The following is a 16,804-nucleotide window of genomic DNA, read 5'->3' on the forward strand; positions in this document are numbered from 1 at the left end:
GCAGCCCAGGGGCGGCCGGCCGGCCGGCTAGCGGCCCGGATGGGAAGCCGTGTTTCTCTGGAAAATAAAAAGCCGTCGAAAGCAGGCGGCCTGTTTTCCAGTTTTATGCCTTTTCCTGCCAGCGGGCCGTTTTGCAAAATGCGGCGGTGCCCGCAGGGACCCTTTTACGTTTTTATCCCTGAAAAAAATAATCTAAAAAACAGCCGCCCCCACTGGTTTTCCGGTGGGGGCGTTTGCCGTGGCGTGCTGAGCGCCGCGCCGGTTCTGCAGATAGAGTTCCGCAAGAGGGCCAGCGCACCTGAGCTCTCCGGCCCGGATCTGTGCGGGCTACCGGTTGCGCTTCCACGGAAAGGTTGCCATGGCGACGGATCAACTCGATGCCAGGATCGTCTCCCTTTTTACTGACGACCCCCGCATGTCGGTGCTCGAGGCATCACGAATACTGAAGGTCGCCCGGGCAACCGTGCAGGCACGGCTGGACCGGATGCAGCGAAGCGGAGTAATAGCCGGCTGGGGCCCCCGGGTTGATCCCGCGGCGCTGGGGTATGACGTCGTCGCCTACTGTTCTCTCACCATCAGGCAGGATATGGGCCACGACGCCGTGGTCGCCGCGCTGTCAGAGATCCCGGAGATTCAGGAGGCCCATACGGTCTCCGGGGAAAGCGACCTGATCGCTCGGGTGGCCGCCCGCTCCAACTCGGATCTGCAGCGCGTCATCGACTCCATGGTCGCCACCGGAACGGTCCTTCGATCCTCCTCCGTGATCGTGCTCAACACGCATTTTGAAGGGCGCATGCTCCCGCTGCTGCGCGCTGCGGCCGGCATCGGTGCGCAGGAGGGTTCCGGCCAAAGCGCGTAACGTTGGGTCAAGCTGCGCTAACTGTTACTGACGTCCTAGGAAGGGCCTGCGGGGATGACTCCGAAATACGCCAATGTCTCTGAGCGGGAGCAGGAGCCGCCGTCGCTGGCCATTTCGACCGTGATTTTCGCACTGCGCCCCGATCCGGAAACCGGCAGGCTCAGTCTGTGGCTGCCTTTGGTCCGGCGGATCCGTCAGCCGTACCGGGAACTCTGGGCCTTGCCCGGAGGTCCGCTGCGGCCCAGTGAGTCGCTCCAGGACGCCGCGGCCCGGAACCTGCAGGACACCACCGGGCTGTCCCCGCGTTATCTTGAGCAGCTCTATGCCTTCGGCGGGCCGGACCGTTCGCCCACGCCGCGGGTGGTCTCGATTGTGTACTGGGCGCTCGTTCAGCCGGACGAAGCCGCCCTCGCCCGCCAGGACGAGAATGTCGACTGGTTCCGCGCTGACGCCGTCGGTACGCTCGCCTTCGACCACAACCGGATAATCGACTATGCCCTCTGGCGGCTGCGAAACAAGATGGAGTATGGCTCCATCGCGTACGCCTTCCTGGGCGCTACGTTCACGCTCGCGCAGGTCCGTGAGGTGTACGAAGCCGTGCTGGGGCGGGAACTGGACCCGGCCAATTTCCGCCGCCAGCTGCAGGCGACCCAGGATATTGAACGGACGGATTCCTTCCTCCAGGGCGGCCGGCACCGGCCGCCCCGGCTGTACCGCTACACCGGGCCTGAGCTGCAGTCAGACGCCTTTCCGCCAGCCTGAACCACCCGGCGCGCAACGGCGCCGTCGGGGGGCTTACCAGCGTCCTGGAGCTCCCGCTGGGCGGGAGCCACAGGGTACGGCGGCGGTGGGATCAGGCCGGGCCGGACTTGCCGTCCGAGTTGAGGCTGTCGAGCAGTTTGTCGGTCAGGGACTTCAGGTCGCTGAGCTCCTCGGGGGTCAATGCCGGGGCCAGCAGATCGTGGATGCCGCGGACGTGGATCCGGCCAAGGCGCTTCTGCACAGCCCGGCCTTCCTCCGTCAGGGACAGCTCCACGCCCCGCTGGTCATTCTGGGCCGGGCGGCGGCAGACCAAACCCTTGTTCTCCAGCCGGTCCATCATCCTGCTCAGGCTTGGCTGGCTAATGAGGAGGTGTTCGTTGAGCTCGTTCAGCCGGGTCCATCCGCCGGGACACCGGCTGAGATTGAACAGCACGTCGTACTCGCGCATAGTGAGTTCCTTGAACTCCCGGTCACGCTGGAGCCTCCGCATTACGCCGACCTGGGCCCGGAAAAGCGATTCCCAGGTTTCGGCTGTCTGTTTGACGGGAGTTGACCCGCTGTTCTCCGAACTCATCCCTTTAGCCTACTGAAGAAGACGCGCTCTGTGTGCCGGAGGTGGAGCCGGCGCGTGCGGAGACCCGGCCTGCGTGGGTCGGGCCATCGGGAACGTGCGCCGGGCGGCGGGAATCAAGCTCGCGGCGGAGCTCCGGCAGGACGTACTCGCCAAAGAGGTCCAGCTGCTCCAGGACGGTCTTGAGCGGCAGGCCGGCATGATCGATCAGGAAGAGCTGACGCTGGTAGTCGCCGAAGTACTCCTGGAAGGTCAAGGTCTTTTCCAGCACTTCCTGCGGGCTGCCGACGGTCAGCGGGGTCTGCGCGGTGAAGTCCTCCATCGACGGGCCGTGGCCGTAGACCGGGGCGTTGTCGAAGTACGGCCGGAACTCGTTCACGGCGTCCTGGGAGTTTTTCCGCATAAAGAACTGTCCGCCGAGGCCAACGATTGCCTGGTCCGCGGAGCCGTGGCCGTAGTGCTCGTAACGCTCGCGGTACAGTCCGATGAGCTGCATGTAGTGCTCCTTCGGCCAGAAGATGTTGTTGGCAAAGAAGCCGTCACCGAAGTAGGCGGCAATCTCGGCAACCTGCGGCGTGCGGATCGCGCCGTGCCAGACGAAGGGTGCGACGCCGTCGAGAGGCCGGGGCGTGGAAGTGAAGTTGCGCAGCGGCGTGCGGAACTTGCCCTCCCAGTTGACGGTTTCGTTGTCCCAGAGCTGGCGCAGCAGGTTGTAGTTCTCCACGGTCAGGTCAACCGAGTCCTGGATGTTCTTCCCGAACCAGGGGTAGACCGGGGCGGTGTTGCCGCGGCCCAGGACCAGGTCGGTGCGGCCGCCGGAGAGGTGCTGCAGCATGGCAAAGTCCTCGGCGATCTTCACCGGATCGTTGGTGGTGATCAGGGTGGTGGTCGTGGAGAGGATGATGCGCTCGGTCTGAGCCGCAATGTAGCCCAGCAGCGTAGTGGGGGAGGATGCGTAGAACGGCGGATTGTGGTGCTCGCCGGTGGCGTAGACATCCATGCCGATCTCTTCGACCTTTTTCGCTATCGCGACGGCGGCCTGGATCCGTTCGCCCTCGGTCGGCATCCGTCCCGTGACAGGGTCCCGGGTGATGTCGCTGACGCTGAATACGCCGATCTGCATGGTGGCCTCCTGTTGCCCATCTGTGCCCCGCCCGGTGGCCGGGAGGGAGGTATATGCATTTGCATCTACTGACAGGATACAACAGGGCAACGCTTCGAATCATTCCTCCCCGCAAACATTGTCCGCACGGGCCTCGGAACCATGCCCAAACAGCCCTTGGCTGCAGCGGGTCAGCCTGCTTCTGCAGCAGCTTGGCGGGCTGATTCCTCCTTCGCCTGGGCACGGCGTTCCCTGGGTCCTTCCACCAGCTGGTACAGGACCGGGACCAGGATCAGCGTGAGCAAAGTGGAGCTCACCAGGCCGCCGACGACGACGATTGCCAGCGGACGGGAAATGAATCCGCCTTCTCCGGTGACACCCAGGGCCATCGGCGTCAGTGCAAAGATCGTGGCCAGCGCCGTCATCAGGATCGGACGCAGCCGCTGCCGGGCTCCCCGCAGGATCGCGTCCCGCACGCTCATGCCCGGTTCACCGCCTCGGGGCCTGCGGTACTGGTTGATCAGGTCCATCAGCACAATGGCATTCGTGACGACGATGCCCACCAGCATCAGCATCCCCACGAGCGAAGGAAGGCCCAGCGGCACATTGGCGATCAGCAGGAGCAGAATTGCGCCGGTCGCGGCGAATGGAACGGAGACCAGCAGGATCAGCGGCTGCACCAGTGATTTGAACGTTGCCACCATAATCACGTAAACGATCGCGATGGCGGCCAGCAGCGCCCAGCCCAGCTGCGTGAAGGACTCGTTCTGCTGGGTGGCGGCGCCGCTCAGCGTCGCGGTGACGGTGGGCGGCAGCTCCACGTTGGCCAGCTCGGCCTGAACCTCGGCAATCGCACCGCCGAGGTTGTCACCGGCCGGGGTCACCGAGACGACGGCGGTGCGTTCGCCTCCGGAGGAGGAAACGGTGGTGGGGACGCTGGTTTCCTCGACGACGGCGAGATCGCTCAGCGGCACCGGCCCGGCTGCCGTTGGCACCGTAATTCCGGCGAGCTGCTCTGTGGTGGTCACCAGCGTGCCTTCGCCGATGAGGACCGGAAAATCGTCGGTGCCCAGCCGGACGGTTCCGGCCGGCAGGGGGCTCAGGGTGGAGGCGAGGATCCCCGCCACCTGCTGCTCGTCCAACCCTGCGGCCACGGCCTTCGCCCGGTCGATGGTTACCTGGACCACCGGTTCCGAGGAGGCCAGGTTCGACGCGGCTTCGGAGACGCCCGGCAGCACGGACATGGCCTCAACGAGGGCGTCCGACGCAGGCTGGAGCTCCGCCGGATCCCCGGCTGAAATCTCGATGTCCACTGTGTTGGACGTGCCGAACCCGCCGCCCTGGGTGCCCAGGGAAACGGTTCCGGCTTCTTCGCCAAGCCCGTCGAGTTCCCGGCGCACGGTTTCCCGGAGCTCAACCTGATCCACCCCCTGATCGGTGATCACGGTGAAGTTGGCAACCGACGCCCCGCCGGCGCTGAACGCGGCAATACCGGAGGTGGAGGTTCCCATGGTGACCTGGACGTCCTTCACCCCGTCGGTGCCGGCGAGGATGTCTTCCACCGCGGCCGCGGCTTCCGAGGTGGTTTCCAGGGAGCTGCCCGGCGGGAGCTCCTGCCGGACGCTGAAGGTGTTCTGGCCGGTGTCGCCAAGCAGGTTCGTCTGCAGCAGCGGCGTCATGGCCACGGTTCCAGCCAGGACCAGGGCACCCGCCAACAGGGTGTACACCGGATGGCGCTGGGTGCCGCGCAGGATCGGCAGGTAGCCGCGCTGCAGGAAGGTGGATTGCTCACGGCGTTCGGCCTCGGCACGGTACGCCTCCGGATCGCTGACCGGCTTGGGCGACTTCAGGAACCAGTAAGCCAGCACGGGAACAATCGTCAGGGACACCAGCAGCGAGGCCAGCAGTGCCAGCGACGTGGTGATGGCAAAGGGCCGGAAGAGCTCTCCGGCCAGTCCGCCGACCAGGGCGATGGGCGCGAAGACGGCCACCGTCGTCAGTGTCGAGGCCGTGACTGCCCCGGCGACTTCCCGGATGGCGGTGAGGATGGCCGTGCGTTTCTCCTCGCCGTAGCCCAGGTGGCGCTTAATGTTCTCGATCACGACGATCGAGTCGTCCACCACCCGGCCGATCGCGATGGTCAGCGCACCCAGGGTCAGGATGTTCAGCGAGTAACCGAACGCCAGCAGACCAATAAACGTGACCAGCAGTGACAGCGGGATGGACACCGCAGTGACCAGGGTGGACCGGACGGAAAGCAGGAACACCAGGATGACCAGGACGGCAAAGCCCAGGCCCAGCAGGCCTTCGGTGGTGAGGTCGGAGATGGATTTTTCGATGAAGGGGGCCTGGTCAAAGATCACCGTGAACTTTGCGCCGTTGCCCAGCTCGTCCTGGAGGGAGGGCAGCAGGTCCATCACTTCGTGGGAAATTCCAACGGTGTCGCCGGCAGGGGTTTTGGTAATCGAGATGGCCAGCGTGGCTTCGCCGTTCGTGCGGGTGATCGAGGTCTGTTCGTTATCGGTGATTTCCACAGTGGCGACGTCGCCGATGGTGGGCGGTTCTGCGCCCGGTGACGTATTTTCGGTTTTCAGCGGGAGGGCGGAGATCTTCTCGATCGAATCCAGCGGGCTGCCCACCTGGATTGAGAGGGTGCGGCTGTCTTCCTGGACTGTTCCGGCGGGGATGAGCGCACCGCTGTTTTCCAGTGCCGCGGAGATGTCTGACGGCGAGGCGCCCAGCGCCGCCAGCGCGGCGTCGTCGGGCAGGACGGCGATATGCCGTTCGGAACCGCCGGTGACCTCCGCCGTGCGGACCCCCTCGATCTTCTGCAGCCGCGGCACGGTCAGCCGCTCCAGGTCTGCACTGAGTTCGCTCAGCGGCTGGTCGCTGGAGACAGCCAGGTACACGATGGGGAAGTCGCTGATGCTGCCGGCCAGGGACTGGGGGTTGCTGTCCTCCGGCAGGGACTGCCTCGCGTTGGAAATGGCGCGGTCCACCTGGCCGCGTGCCCGGTCCAGGTCGGTGCCGTACGCGAAGGTCAGGGTGATCGCGGAAATCGAGTTCCGGGAGGTCGCGGAGGAAGACTCCAGCCCTTCGACGGCGGTGAGCGCGGCCTCCAGCGGTTCGCTCACCTGCTTGTCCACGACTTCGGGGGATGCTCCGGGCAACGCCGTAATCACACTGATCTGGGGGAATTCCAGTGCCGGGATGAGTTCCTGTTTAAGCGAGTTCAGCGAGATGACGCCGAAGACCGCCACGAAAACGGTGATGAGGGCAATGAGTGCCCGGTTGGAGAGCGAAAGTTTGGCCAGACGATCCATGAACCTGCCTTTTGACGTAGACGGATTCATCATACGTGCGCTGCGGACAGCGCCCGTCCGCGATCCTGCACCTCAGGCGGCGGACGGGGGTAACCCGTAGCCTTAACGCGCTGTGCCCCGGACCGTTGAAACGGTCCGGGGCACAGCTTTGTTTGTGAGGCCGGCTAACCCAGGTTCAGGACCCTGTTGGTCTCGGCGTCGATCTCTTCGGCGAGCGACTCGTTTTCGTTCAGCTTCACGCCATAGCCCGGGATCATTTCCTTGATCTTCGGCTCCCAGCCGGCAAATTCGGCGGGGAAGCAGCGCTTCATGAGGTTGATCATGATGGGGGTCGCCGTGGAGGCGCCGGGGGAGGCACCTAGGAGGGCCCCGATGGAGCCGTCCGCCGAGGTGATGAGTTCGGTGCCGAACTGCAGCACGCCGCCGCTCTTCGGGTCCTTCTTGATGACCTGGACGCGCTGGCCGGCGGTAATGAGGTCCCAGCCTTCAGTGAGGGCCTCAGGGTAGAACTCGCGCAGGGCCTTGGTTTTGCCTTCGCGGGATTTCAGCACCTCGGTGACGAGGTACTTCACCAGGGACATGTTGTCCTTGGCGACGGCCAGCATGGGCACCAGGTTGTGCGGGCGCACGGACAGCGGCAGGTCCAGGAAGGAACCGCCCTTGAGGAACTTGGGCGAGAAGCCGCCGTACGGACCGAAGAGCAGGGACTTCTTGCCGTCCACAAAGCGGGTATCCAGGTGCGGAACCGACATGGGCGGAGCACCGACCGAGGCCTGACCGTAGACCTTGGCATTGTGCTGCGCGATGATCTTTTCATCCGTGGAGCGCAGGAACTGGCCGGACACCGGGAAGCCGCCGAAGCCCTTGCCCTCGGGAATGCCGGAGCGCTGAAGCAGGTGCAGGGCGCCGCCGCCGCCGCCGATGAAGACGAATTTGGCGGAAACCATGCGGGTTGTTTTGGTGGCGCGGTTGCGGACGGTGACATCCCAGCCGCCGTTGGAGGCGCGCGTGACGTTGGTGACCTCATGCCCGAAGTGCAGGTCGGCACCGTTGGCGCCCAGGTAATTGATCAGTTCGCGGGTGAGCGCGCCGAAGTCCACGTCCGTGCCGCCCGCGACGCGGGAAGCTGCAACCCGCTGCCCGGATTCCCGGCCCTGCATCAGCAGGGGAGCCCACTCGGCGATCTTGCCGTGGTCCTCGGTGAATTCCATGGTCTTGAACAGCGGCTGGGCGCTGAGCGATTCGTAGCGTTTGCGCAGGTATTCGGAGTGCGCGTCGCCCCAGACAAAGCTCATGTGGGGGAGCGGGTTGATGAAGCCGCCGGAGATGTGGCCCTGGGCGACCATGTGGGACCAGAACTGGCGGGAGACCTGGAACTGCTCATTGATGCCGACTGCCTTGGCCGGGTCAACGGTTCCGTCGGGTCCGGCCGGGCTGTAGTTGAGTTCGCACAGTGCGGCGTGGCCGGTGCCCGCGTTGTTCCACGGGTCGGAGCTTTCGGTGCCGGCACGGTCCATCCGCTCGAAGAGGGAAATGCTCCAGTCCGGAGCCAGCTGCTTCAGGAACGCTCCGAGAGTCGCGCTCATGACGCCGCCGCCGATCAGCAGTACGTCGGTTTTTGTTGCGGACTTCTCCGCCGGGCTATCAGCAGTCAACTTCATATCTCCAGTCACGTGGACGCTAGCCTAAGAAGCGTATCCCCCGTAGCGCCCTTACTAAAATTCCGTGCCCTCTGTTTGCCCGGACAGGCCGTCACGGGTGCCTCAGCCTAGTTGGCGAGCCGGACCTTGTTAAAGACTTCGTTGAGCACCGGCGAGGTTGGATACTGGGTGACCCGCGGCGAAACCGTCAGCGTCGAGATGGGATAGGCCAACGGGACGGCCGGCACACGGGTAGAGATCCGGTCCGAGATCGAGCGGTAGGCGTCGGAACGGTCCTCGCCTGCCGGAAGCGTGCGGGCCCGGTCGATCTTGGTGAACAACTGCGGATCCTCGTAGCCGAACTCGTCGCTGTAGCCCCCGAACAGGGTGCCCACAAAGTTATCCGGGTCCATGTAGCTGCCGCTGAGTCCGGAGAGGTGCAGGGCGCGGTCTCCCTTCCGGGAGATTTGTTCCAGATACCCCTCGGACCATTCGACAGGAACAGGACGGATGTTCAGTCCCGCCGCGGTGAGCTGCCGGCTCAGCTCGGCGTAGACCTTCTCCGGATTGGGCAGGTAGGCGCGCGTCACCCGGCGGGGGTAATAGAAGGGCAGCTCTTCTCCGGTATATCCGGCCTCCTCCAGGAGCTCCTTGGCCCGCTCGGTGTTGTGCCCGTAGTTGGTCACGTTGTCCGACCTGACACCGAGTTTTTCGGGGATGAACTGGTTGGCGGACTTTGTGCCGCTAAGGAACAGGTCCTCAAGCAGGGCCGGTTTGTCCACGGCGTGGGCAATGGCCTGGCGCATTTTCGGTTCGTCCAGGCCGGGGAAATTCTGGTTGATGCCCAGGTACAGGATTGAGTAGGGGTCGCGCTGCAGGATCTGCATGCCGGCCCGTGCCAGTTCTCCCACGTCGGAGACCGTCACCAGGTCGTAACCGTCCACTTCACCGTTCTTCAGCGCGCGCAGCCGGCTCTCCGGGCTGGTGATGGTCCGGAAGACCAGTTCGCGGATCTCACCCCGGTCGCCCCAGTACTGCGGATTCGATGTCAGCAGCAGTTCGTCTTCCGTCCAGCTCGTGAAGGCGAACGGTCCGGTGCCGACCGGGTGCTGCGCGTACGCGGAGATCCGGGTTCCGTTGCGGTCCTCGGAAAGGGTGTCGGCCCGTCCTTCGGCCAGGGCACGGGGAGAGGAGATGCCGAACTCAGGTGAAGCCAGTGCAGGAATGAGTCCCGTGAGCCGGGTGTTGAGTTCCAGCCGGACGGTGTACTCGTCCACGGCTGTGCAGGACTTGTAAGCGGAGAGCTCCGGCGTGTCAGCGAAGCCCTTGAAGACGGAGCGGAACGTGAGCACCTCGGGGCCGCGGACGGATGCCGGCAGGTTGTACCAGCGTTCAAAGTTTGCGCAGACGGCTGCCGCGTTCAGCGGTTCGCCGTCGTGGAAGGTCACGCCGCGGCGGAGTGTGAAGTCATGGATCCGGCCGTCCTCGGACTCGGACCAGGACTCCGCCAGCAGAGGTACGGGTGCAGATGTCACGGGGTCCACGCCCACCAGGGTCTCCAGGACCTGGCGGGTGACCCGGTGGGACTCCGTGTCCACGGCCAGGAAGGGATCCAGCCCCGCAGGGCGGGCAGCCGTCGCAAAGGTGAACGACGCAGTGGGTTCAGCGGAGGACGACGGCGAAGGAGAAGTGCTGGTGGTGTCCTCATCAGGGCGGGCGGCCGTGCAGCCTGCCAGCGCCAGGGCTGCGGCGATGGCTCCGGCCTTGATCACGGAGCGACGTGTGGCGGATTGGGTCACAGCTGTTTGGTTCTCCTCCGGGACGCACCATCCCTGCCGGCTGGGTGAATTCCTTAGTCTAAATGATTAAAAACCGGTAAAGGCGGGTGAGAGTTGGCTCACAAGCGCCCTTTGGTAAGGCAGGATATGGAAATGACTGAAACCAGCCTTGAATCTCCGCTGCTCGAAGTGACCGATCTCGCTGTCGGCTTCCAGACTATGGACGGCCATGTGCCGGCGGTCCGCACGGCAGGATTCAGCCTCGGAGCCGGACAGACCCTGGCGATCGTTGGGGAATCCGGATCCGGAAAGTCCACCACCGCCATGGCGGTGATCGGCCTGCTGCCGGGCAACGGCAAGGTAACGGCTGGGAGCATCCGTTTCGACGGGCAGGAACTCGTGGGACTGGCCGAGTCGAAGATGCGTGCCATCCGCGGCCGTTCCATTGGGCTGGTGCCGCAGGACCCGATGTCCAACCTGAACCCGGTGACGAAGATCGGCACCCAGGTCGCCGAGACGCTGCTGGTGCATGGTATGGCCACGTCCAAGGACGTCGACCGGAAAGTCGTGGAGGTCCTGACCGCTGCAGGGCTGCCGGACGCCGCTGAACGCGCCAAACAGTATCCGCACGAATTCTCCGGCGGCATGCGCCAGCGTGCGCTCATCGCAATCGGCCTGGCGTGCCGGCCCAGGCTGCTGATCGCCGATGAACCCACCAGTGCGCTGGACGTCACGGTCCAGCGGACCATCCTGGACCAGATCGGCCGCATGACCGATGAACTGGGCACGAGTGTCCTGCTGATCACCCACGACCTTGGGCTGGCGGCGGAGCGTGCCTCGGAGCTGGTGGTGATGCACCGGGGCGAGGTCGTGGAGACCGGTCCGGCCCGGCAGCTGCTGGAGGACCCGCAGCATCCCTACACCCAGTCACTTGTCCGGGCAGCTCCGAGCGTCGCGGCAGTCCGGCTGAGCCCCGGCGCGTTTGCGGCCCCGGCATCACAGCGCCTGCACCTGGCGGACTCGGGGGTTGCCTCCGGCAGCGGCGCCGGACCGGCCGGCTTAGCTTCAGCTGCGGCCTCCGGGCCTGCGGTGGATCCGGCGGACGGGGCTTACGCGAAGACACCGAACATTGTGGAAATCCGGGACCTGAATAAGGTCTACAAGATCCGCGGCAAGGCCGGCGAGTTCCACGCGGTGCGCAACGTCAGCCTGGAAATCCCGCGCGGCCGGACCGTGGCGATCGTCGGTGAGTCGGGTTCCGGTAAGACCACCACCGCCCGGATGCTCCTGAAACTGATCACGCCGACCAGCGGCACCATGACGTTCGACGGCGTCGACATCGCATCGCTGGAGAAGAAGCCGCTGCGCAGTTTCCGCCAGCGGGTCCAGCCCATTTTCCAGGATCCGTATTCGTCCCTGGACCCGATGTTCACGATTGAGCGGATCCTGGAGGAACCGCTCAAGACCTTCAAGCGCGGGGACCGGGCCGAACGGGCAGCCCGTGTCCGGGAGCTCATGGAGCAGGTGGCGCTGCCGGCGTCGATGCTGCGGCGGTATCCGGCTGAGCTGTCCGGCGGTCAGCGCCAGCGTGTGGCCATTGCCCGGGCGCTCGCCTTGAACCCGGAATTGATCGTGTGCGACGAACCGGTGTCTGCCCTTGATGTGCTGGTGCAGGCACAGATCCTGAAACTGCTGGGGGATCTGCAGCGGGACCTGGGACTGAGCTACCTCTTCATCTCCCACGACCTGGCTGTGGTCCGGCTGATCTCGGACTATGTCTGCGTGATGAAGGACGGCGAACTCGTCGAGGCGGCGACGTCGGAGGAAGTCTTCCAGAACCCGCGGCATCCCTATACCCGCAAGCTCCTGGCTTCGATCCCGGGCAATGAGCTGAACATCCAGGACGAAATGGCGTCCTAGCGCCGGCACAGGCAGCCCCGGCGGCCGGTACAGCGAAAAGGGCCCGTTTACTCACAGAGGAGGCGGACCCTTTTCGCTGTTCCGGAGCCGGGCTATTTGCTCCGGGTCTTGGGGTCCAGCGCTTCACGCAGCGCTTCGCCCAGCAGGGTGAAACCAAGTGCGGTGACGGCGATGCAGATACCGGGCAGGAAGGCCAGCTGCGGCGCCACCGCCAGTTCGTTCTGCGCGTAGGTCAGCATCCGGCCCCACTCGGCGCTCTCCGGGCGCCCGCCGCCCAGTCCCAGGAAGGACAGGGCCGCTGCGTCGATCACGGCGGTCGCCAGGGTCAAGGTGGCCTGGACAATCACGGGACCGACGCTGTTGGGCAGCAGATGGCTCATGGTGATGGTCCGGGTGCTCAGCCCCAGTGCCTGCGCCGAGAGGACATAGTCCGCGCCGCGCTGGCTGATCATGGAGGAACGCAGGAGCCTCGCGAAGATGGGCACCTGGGAAACGCCGATGGCAATCATTACTGCCGACGGCGTCTGTCCCAGCACGGCTGCGATACTCACGGCCAGCAGCAGATTCGGAACCGAGAGCAGGATGTCTACGAAGCGCATGATGACGCTGTCCACCCAGCCGCCGACACCGCCGGCGATTACACCGAGCAGCATGCCGCCCAACAGGCCGAGGGCCGTGGAGACGACACCGATCAGCAGGGACGCGCGTGCTCCCCAGATGAGCTTGGACAGGACATCGCCGCCAAACCTGTCCAGGCCGAGGGGATAGCCCTCGATGTCACCGGGGCCGGGAATCGACGTCGGCGTGATCTCGGTGCGGCCCGGGAGTTCCTCGCCGCCGTAAGGCGCAAGAATCGGAGCGAAGATGGCGACCAGGATGAACAGACCTACGATCACGGCGCCGGCGACGGCCGCAGGGTTGCGGCGCAGCCGCCGGAAGGCGTCCTGCCACATCCCGCTGCCGCGGGTGTCCGGGGCTGTGGCATCATCCGGACGAACGGCCCCGCCGGAAGGAGGGGGAAGAACCGTACTCATTGCACCCTCACCCTCGGGTCGATGAAGCCGTAGGACACGTCAACCAGCAGATTGATCAGTGAATACGCTACGGCGATGAAAATGATGAAGCCCTGCAGCACGGGGTAGTCCAGGTTGAAGATGGCATCCCGCAGGAATCTGCCCACTCCGCTGAACGCGAAGACAGTTTCGGTCAGCACCGCCCCTGAAATGAGGAGACCGGTCTGCAGGCCGATTGTCGTCGTGACGGGGAGCATGGCATTGCGCAGCACAAACCGGTTGCGGATGGTCCGCTCCATCAGGCCCTTGGCCCGGGCCGTGCGGACGTAGTCTGCGCCCTGCACTTCAAGGACCGAGGCGCGCGTGATGCGCACGATGATGGCCAGCGGAATGGTGCCCAGGGCGATGCCGGGAAGGATCAGGTGCATCAGGGCATCCCAGGATGCGTCCCATTCCCGGGTCAGTAACCCGTCCAGGACGTAGAAGTCCGTCACGTGAGTAGCGTTGATTCGCGGATCCTGCCGGCCGTCCGTGGGGAAGAGGGGGATCTGGATGGCCAGGAGCCATTTGAGGATAAAGGCCAGGAAGAAGACCGGCACAGTGATGCCGATCAGGGACAGCACCACCGAGGAGTGGTCCCAGAACCGGCCGTAGTGCCTGGCTGCCAGGTAGCCCAGCGGGATGCCGATGCCGATCGCGAAGATGAGGGCGACGGCGGCGAGTTCCAGTGTGGCCGGGAAACGGGTGGCGAACTCTTCCAGGACGGGCCGCCCGGTGACTGTTGACGTGCCGAAATCGCCCTGGAGGAGCTTTCCGACGTAGGTGAAGTACTGCTCAATGAGCGGGCGGTCGAAGCCGTAGGCTTCGTTGATCCTGGCGATGGCCTCGGGCGTGGCCTTGTCACCCAGGAGAGCGGTTGCTGGGCCGCCGGGAAGACTGCGGACCCAGATGAACAGGAGGATGGACAAGCCGATCAGGGTCGGGATCAGCATTAACAGGCGCTTGCCGATGACTTGCAGCACGCGTGTCCTTTCTCAGCCGGTTGTCAGGCTGGGGAAGAGGTAAGGACAGAACGGACCGGGACCCAGCATGCTGGATCCCGGCCCGGTTCGCCGCTACTTGTTGAGCTTGATCTGGTTGAACACTTCGTCGTTGACGGGGGAGGCGGGATAGGAATCCACACGCTCCGAGAAAGCCAGCGACGGCGCCGGGTGGGCCAGCGGTACAGCGGGGACATACTTGGCGATGTCGTCGTTGATCTTCTCGTACATCGGGGTCTGCTCCTCCAGGCTGCTTACCTGGCGGGCGGCCTCGAGCTGGTCGAAGATCTCCTGGTTGGTGAAACCGAATTCCGGCTTCTCCTGGCCGAAGAAGACGCCCACGAAGTTATCCGTGTCGTTGTAGTCGCCGGTCCAGCCCAGCAGGTGGATGCCGTGGTCCTCGGTGGCCTGTACCCGGTCAAGGTAGTCCGGGGACCACTTGCTCGGCTGCGGGTTGACCTTGATGCCAACTTCCTCCAGCTGGGCGGAGATGTTAGAGAACACCTGCTCAGGGGTCGGCATGTACGGGCGGGAAACACCGGTGGGGTAATTGAAGTCCACGGTGAAGCCCTCAGGGTAGCCCGCTTCCGCCAGCAGTTCCTTGGCCTTCGCCGGGTCGTAGTCGTACGTGGTGACATCCTCGTTGTACCCGTTGACGACGTCGGGAATGAACTGCGTGGCGACCTTGGTGCCTTCGGGAAGGGTCTGGTTGACCAGCGCTTCCTTGTCGATCGCGTGCGCGATTGCCTGCCGGACCAGCGGATCGGCGAGCTGCTCGACCTTCTGGTTCATGCCCAGGTACAGGATGGTGAAGGGGTCACGCGGGATGACCTTGAAACCGGCGTCAGCCAGCGCCTGGGTGTCGGCCGGCGCCACCAGGTCGTAGCCGTCAATGTCGCCCGACTGCAGGGACTGGCGGCGGGAGTTCGGATCATCGATCACCCGGAAAATGATGTCCGTGACCTGTCCCTGCTCGCCCCAGTAGTCCTCATTGGCGGCAAGCTTGATCTGGTTGCCGACTTCCCAGCCCTCGAACGTGAAGGGGCCGGTGCCGGTGGGGTGTTCCTTGGCGTAGGTGGTCAGGGTGGGAGCCTCGGCAGTGCCGGAGGCCTCATCGGCTCCGAATTCCTCCATGGCGGACGGGCTCTGCATGGAGAACGCGGGCAGGGAGAGGGCTGCGATGAACCCGGCGAACGGCTTGGCCAGCGTAACTACGGCCTCGTTTTCAGCGGTGGCTTCACAGGACTCATAGGTGGCGGTCTCCGGAGTGTCAGCGAATCCCTTGAAGAGCTTGCCGTAGTAGTAGGCGAGGCTCTCGGCCTGCTGGATACCGGTGAAGTTGTACCAGCGGTCGAAGTTGGCGCAGACAGCTTCCCCGTTGAAGGGCGTGCCGTCGTGGAACGTAACGCCCTCCTCGAGGGCGAAGGTGTACGTCAGCGCGTCCTCCGAGGTTTCCCACGACTTGGCCAGCAGCGGGGCCGGGTCGGCGGTGCCAGGCTCTACACCCACCAGGCCCTCGAAGATCTGGCGGCTGACGCGGAAGGACTCGCCGTCGGAGGCGAAGGCAGGATCCAGGGTTTTGGGATCCGAGGACGCGGCGAAGACGAACGTGCCGTCAACTTCCGAGGCGGTGGCGCCGTCATCTGCGGCCTCACGGTTGCTTTGGGCGCAACCGGAGAGCACGAGTGCGCTCATGGCCAGTCCTGCGGTCAGGGCAGCTGCCCGTTTCCGGGTGGACCTGCTGAGAGTGAATCTGCCAGCAAGGGTCATTGTTATCTCCTCTGGGGCGGTGAATCCGGTCAGCGTGCTGGCCGGCGGGTGTGGTGTGGCGTAGAACACAAACGTAATGTCAGAGCCTAATGGCACCGTGCTGGTGGTTTGGGACGCTAAGCAGGTCCGGCGCGGTCACAATTCGGTTAAGCCCACCCGGCCCCGGCGGGCTGCCTTCGCGGCTTATCTGTGGACTCTGCCGGCCTGCCGCCGTAGCTTCGAAGGGTGAGATCCAGTTCATCTGCTGCACCTTCGCCCGCCGGCGCACCAGCGCTCGCGGCTCTGGCCGCCGGAGCCGCTGCAGGCCTGGCGGCAGCGGCAGCCGCCGCGGTGCTTCGCAGAATGCTCCGGCATCCGGCCATAACCTCAGCGGTTCCGAAAGCGGAACCGCTGAGTGCTGACGATGAGCCTGGTCTTGGCAATCCGCCGCCGGTGACGGCCGTCAAGGATGCGGGTGAGTCCCTGCCTGGCTGGAAAGAGGTATTTCCAGCTGTACGCGAGGGGCCGGTCGAGGCGGTGGAGGTCACCCCCTTGGATGCTCCGTCCGCACTCCCGCCCCGTACATGGGTGGTGCGGGGCGGCCCTGAATGGGAGGGGGAGCCGGGGGAGTTGATGGTTCCACGGCCGGGCCCGCGGCAGGGCGGGAGGGCTGCCGGACGGTGAGCCGGCCTCTCGGCGGCCGCCGATTTCGCTTTTGCGAATCAGTACTGGTAGAGTTTCATGTCGTTGCGGAGGAGGAACTGCGGAATTTTCCAGCAGATTCAACCCCCATAACTGCCAGCACCTCTAGCTCAATTGGCAGAGCAATTGACTCTTAATCAATGGGTTCCGGGTTCAAGTCCCGGGGGGTGCACAGAGTGGAAATCCCCGCGTCGTCCGGTCAAATGACCAGATGGGGCGGGGTTGCTCATTCCGGCTGCCAGCCTGCCGGTTCCTCGTCGCACCGGTTCGGTGCCGTGCGGAAAAGCTGGTAGAGTAACTTGTCGTTGCTCATCGCCCAGGACTGTAATTCAGTCTGGGGAAGAA

General features: G+C 64.8%; 11 protein-coding genes and 1 tRNA gene. 4 read left to right on the forward strand and 8 right to left on the reverse strand.

Going from position 1 to position 16,804, the window contains the following annotated elements; genetic code table 11:
* The first annotated feature begins 358 nt into the window (after nt 1-358).
* Both H9638_RS11010 and H9638_RS11015 read left to right on the forward strand, forming a co-directional pair.
* Entirely contained in the window at nt 359-859 is a 501-nt protein-coding gene (locus H9638_RS11010; protein WP_191747209.1) for an Lrp/AsnC family transcriptional regulator, read from the forward strand.
* Between the two features lie 54 nt (nt 860-913).
* Complete coding sequence (locus H9638_RS11015; RefSeq protein WP_191747210.1) at nt 914-1,621, forward strand: NUDIX hydrolase; 708 nt, start codon at nt 914-916, stop codon at nt 1,619-1,621.
* 91 nt (nt 1,622-1,712) lie between these two features.
* Here H9638_RS11015 and H9638_RS11020 read toward each other — a convergent pair whose 3' ends face one another.
* The 5 genes from H9638_RS11020 to H9638_RS11040 form a co-directional block, all read right to left on the reverse strand.
* Nucleotides 1,713-2,195, reverse strand: a complete 483-nt coding sequence (locus H9638_RS11020) for a MarR family winged helix-turn-helix transcriptional regulator (RefSeq protein ID WP_191747211.1) — start codon at nt 2,193-2,195, stop codon at nt 1,713-1,715.
* A gap of 4 nt (nt 2,196-2,199) precedes the next feature.
* A complete protein-coding gene (locus H9638_RS11025) occupies nt 2,200-3,315 on the reverse strand; it encodes an LLM class flavin-dependent oxidoreductase (protein ID WP_191747212.1) in 1,116 nt (371 codons plus the stop codon).
* A gap of 170 nt (nt 3,316-3,485) precedes the next feature.
* Nucleotides 3,486-6,617 carry an efflux RND transporter permease subunit gene (locus tag H9638_RS11030; RefSeq protein ID WP_191747213.1) on the reverse strand — a complete coding sequence of 1,044 codons (3,132 nt, stop codon included), beginning with the start codon at nt 6,615-6,617 and terminating at the stop codon, nt 3,486-3,488.
* A 164-nt stretch (nt 6,618-6,781) separates the two neighbouring features.
* Nucleotides 6,782-8,278 (reverse strand): malate:quinone oxidoreductase, encoded by a 1,497-nt coding sequence (locus tag H9638_RS11035; RefSeq protein WP_191747214.1) that lies wholly within the window; start codon nt 8,276-8,278, stop codon nt 6,782-6,784.
* A 107-nt stretch (nt 8,279-8,385) separates the two neighbouring features.
* Nucleotides 8,386-10,056, reverse strand: coding sequence for an ABC transporter substrate-binding protein (locus H9638_RS11040; protein WP_191747215.1), 1,671 nt, complete (start codon nt 10,054-10,056; stop codon nt 8,386-8,388).
* 132 nt (nt 10,057-10,188) lie between these two features.
* On the opposite strand from H9638_RS11040, the gene H9638_RS11045 reads away from it, so the two are divergent.
* Nucleotides 10,189-11,955 carry a dipeptide ABC transporter ATP-binding protein gene (locus H9638_RS11045; protein WP_225217267.1) on the forward strand — a complete coding sequence of 589 codons (1,767 nt, stop codon included), beginning with the start codon at nt 10,189-10,191 and terminating at the stop codon, nt 11,953-11,955.
* Between the two features lie 92 nt (nt 11,956-12,047).
* Here H9638_RS11045 and H9638_RS11050 read toward each other — a convergent pair whose 3' ends face one another.
* The 3 genes from H9638_RS11050 to H9638_RS11060 all read right to left on the reverse strand — a co-directional run bounded on the left by H9638_RS11050 (nt 12,048) and on the right by H9638_RS11060 (nt 15,778).
* Nucleotides 12,048-12,989 carry an ABC transporter permease gene (locus H9638_RS11050; RefSeq protein ID WP_191747217.1) on the reverse strand — a complete coding sequence of 314 codons (942 nt, stop codon included), beginning with the start codon at nt 12,987-12,989 and terminating at the stop codon, nt 12,048-12,050.
* Nucleotides 12,986-13,990, reverse strand: a complete 1,005-nt coding sequence (locus H9638_RS11055) for an ABC transporter permease (RefSeq protein WP_191747218.1) — start codon at nt 13,988-13,990, stop codon at nt 12,986-12,988. Before H9638_RS11055 ends, H9638_RS11050 begins: the two co-directional genes overlap by 4 nt.
* Before the next feature lie 93 nt (nt 13,991-14,083).
* Nucleotides 14,084-15,778 carry an ABC transporter substrate-binding protein gene (locus tag H9638_RS11060; protein ID WP_191747219.1) on the reverse strand — a complete coding sequence of 565 codons (1,695 nt, stop codon included), beginning with the start codon at nt 15,776-15,778 and terminating at the stop codon, nt 14,084-14,086.
* 780 nt (nt 15,779-16,558) lie between these two features.
* On the opposite strand from H9638_RS11060, the gene H9638_RS11065 reads away from it, so the two are divergent.
* Nucleotides 16,559-16,631, forward strand: a tRNA-Lys gene (locus H9638_RS11065).
* The last annotated feature ends 173 nt before the right edge of the window (nt 16,632-16,804 follow it).

The sequence above is a fragment of the Arthrobacter pullicola genome (assembly GCF_014836875.1).
Classification (GTDB): domain Bacteria; phylum Actinomycetota; class Actinomycetes; order Actinomycetales; family Micrococcaceae; genus Arthrobacter_B; species Arthrobacter_B pullicola.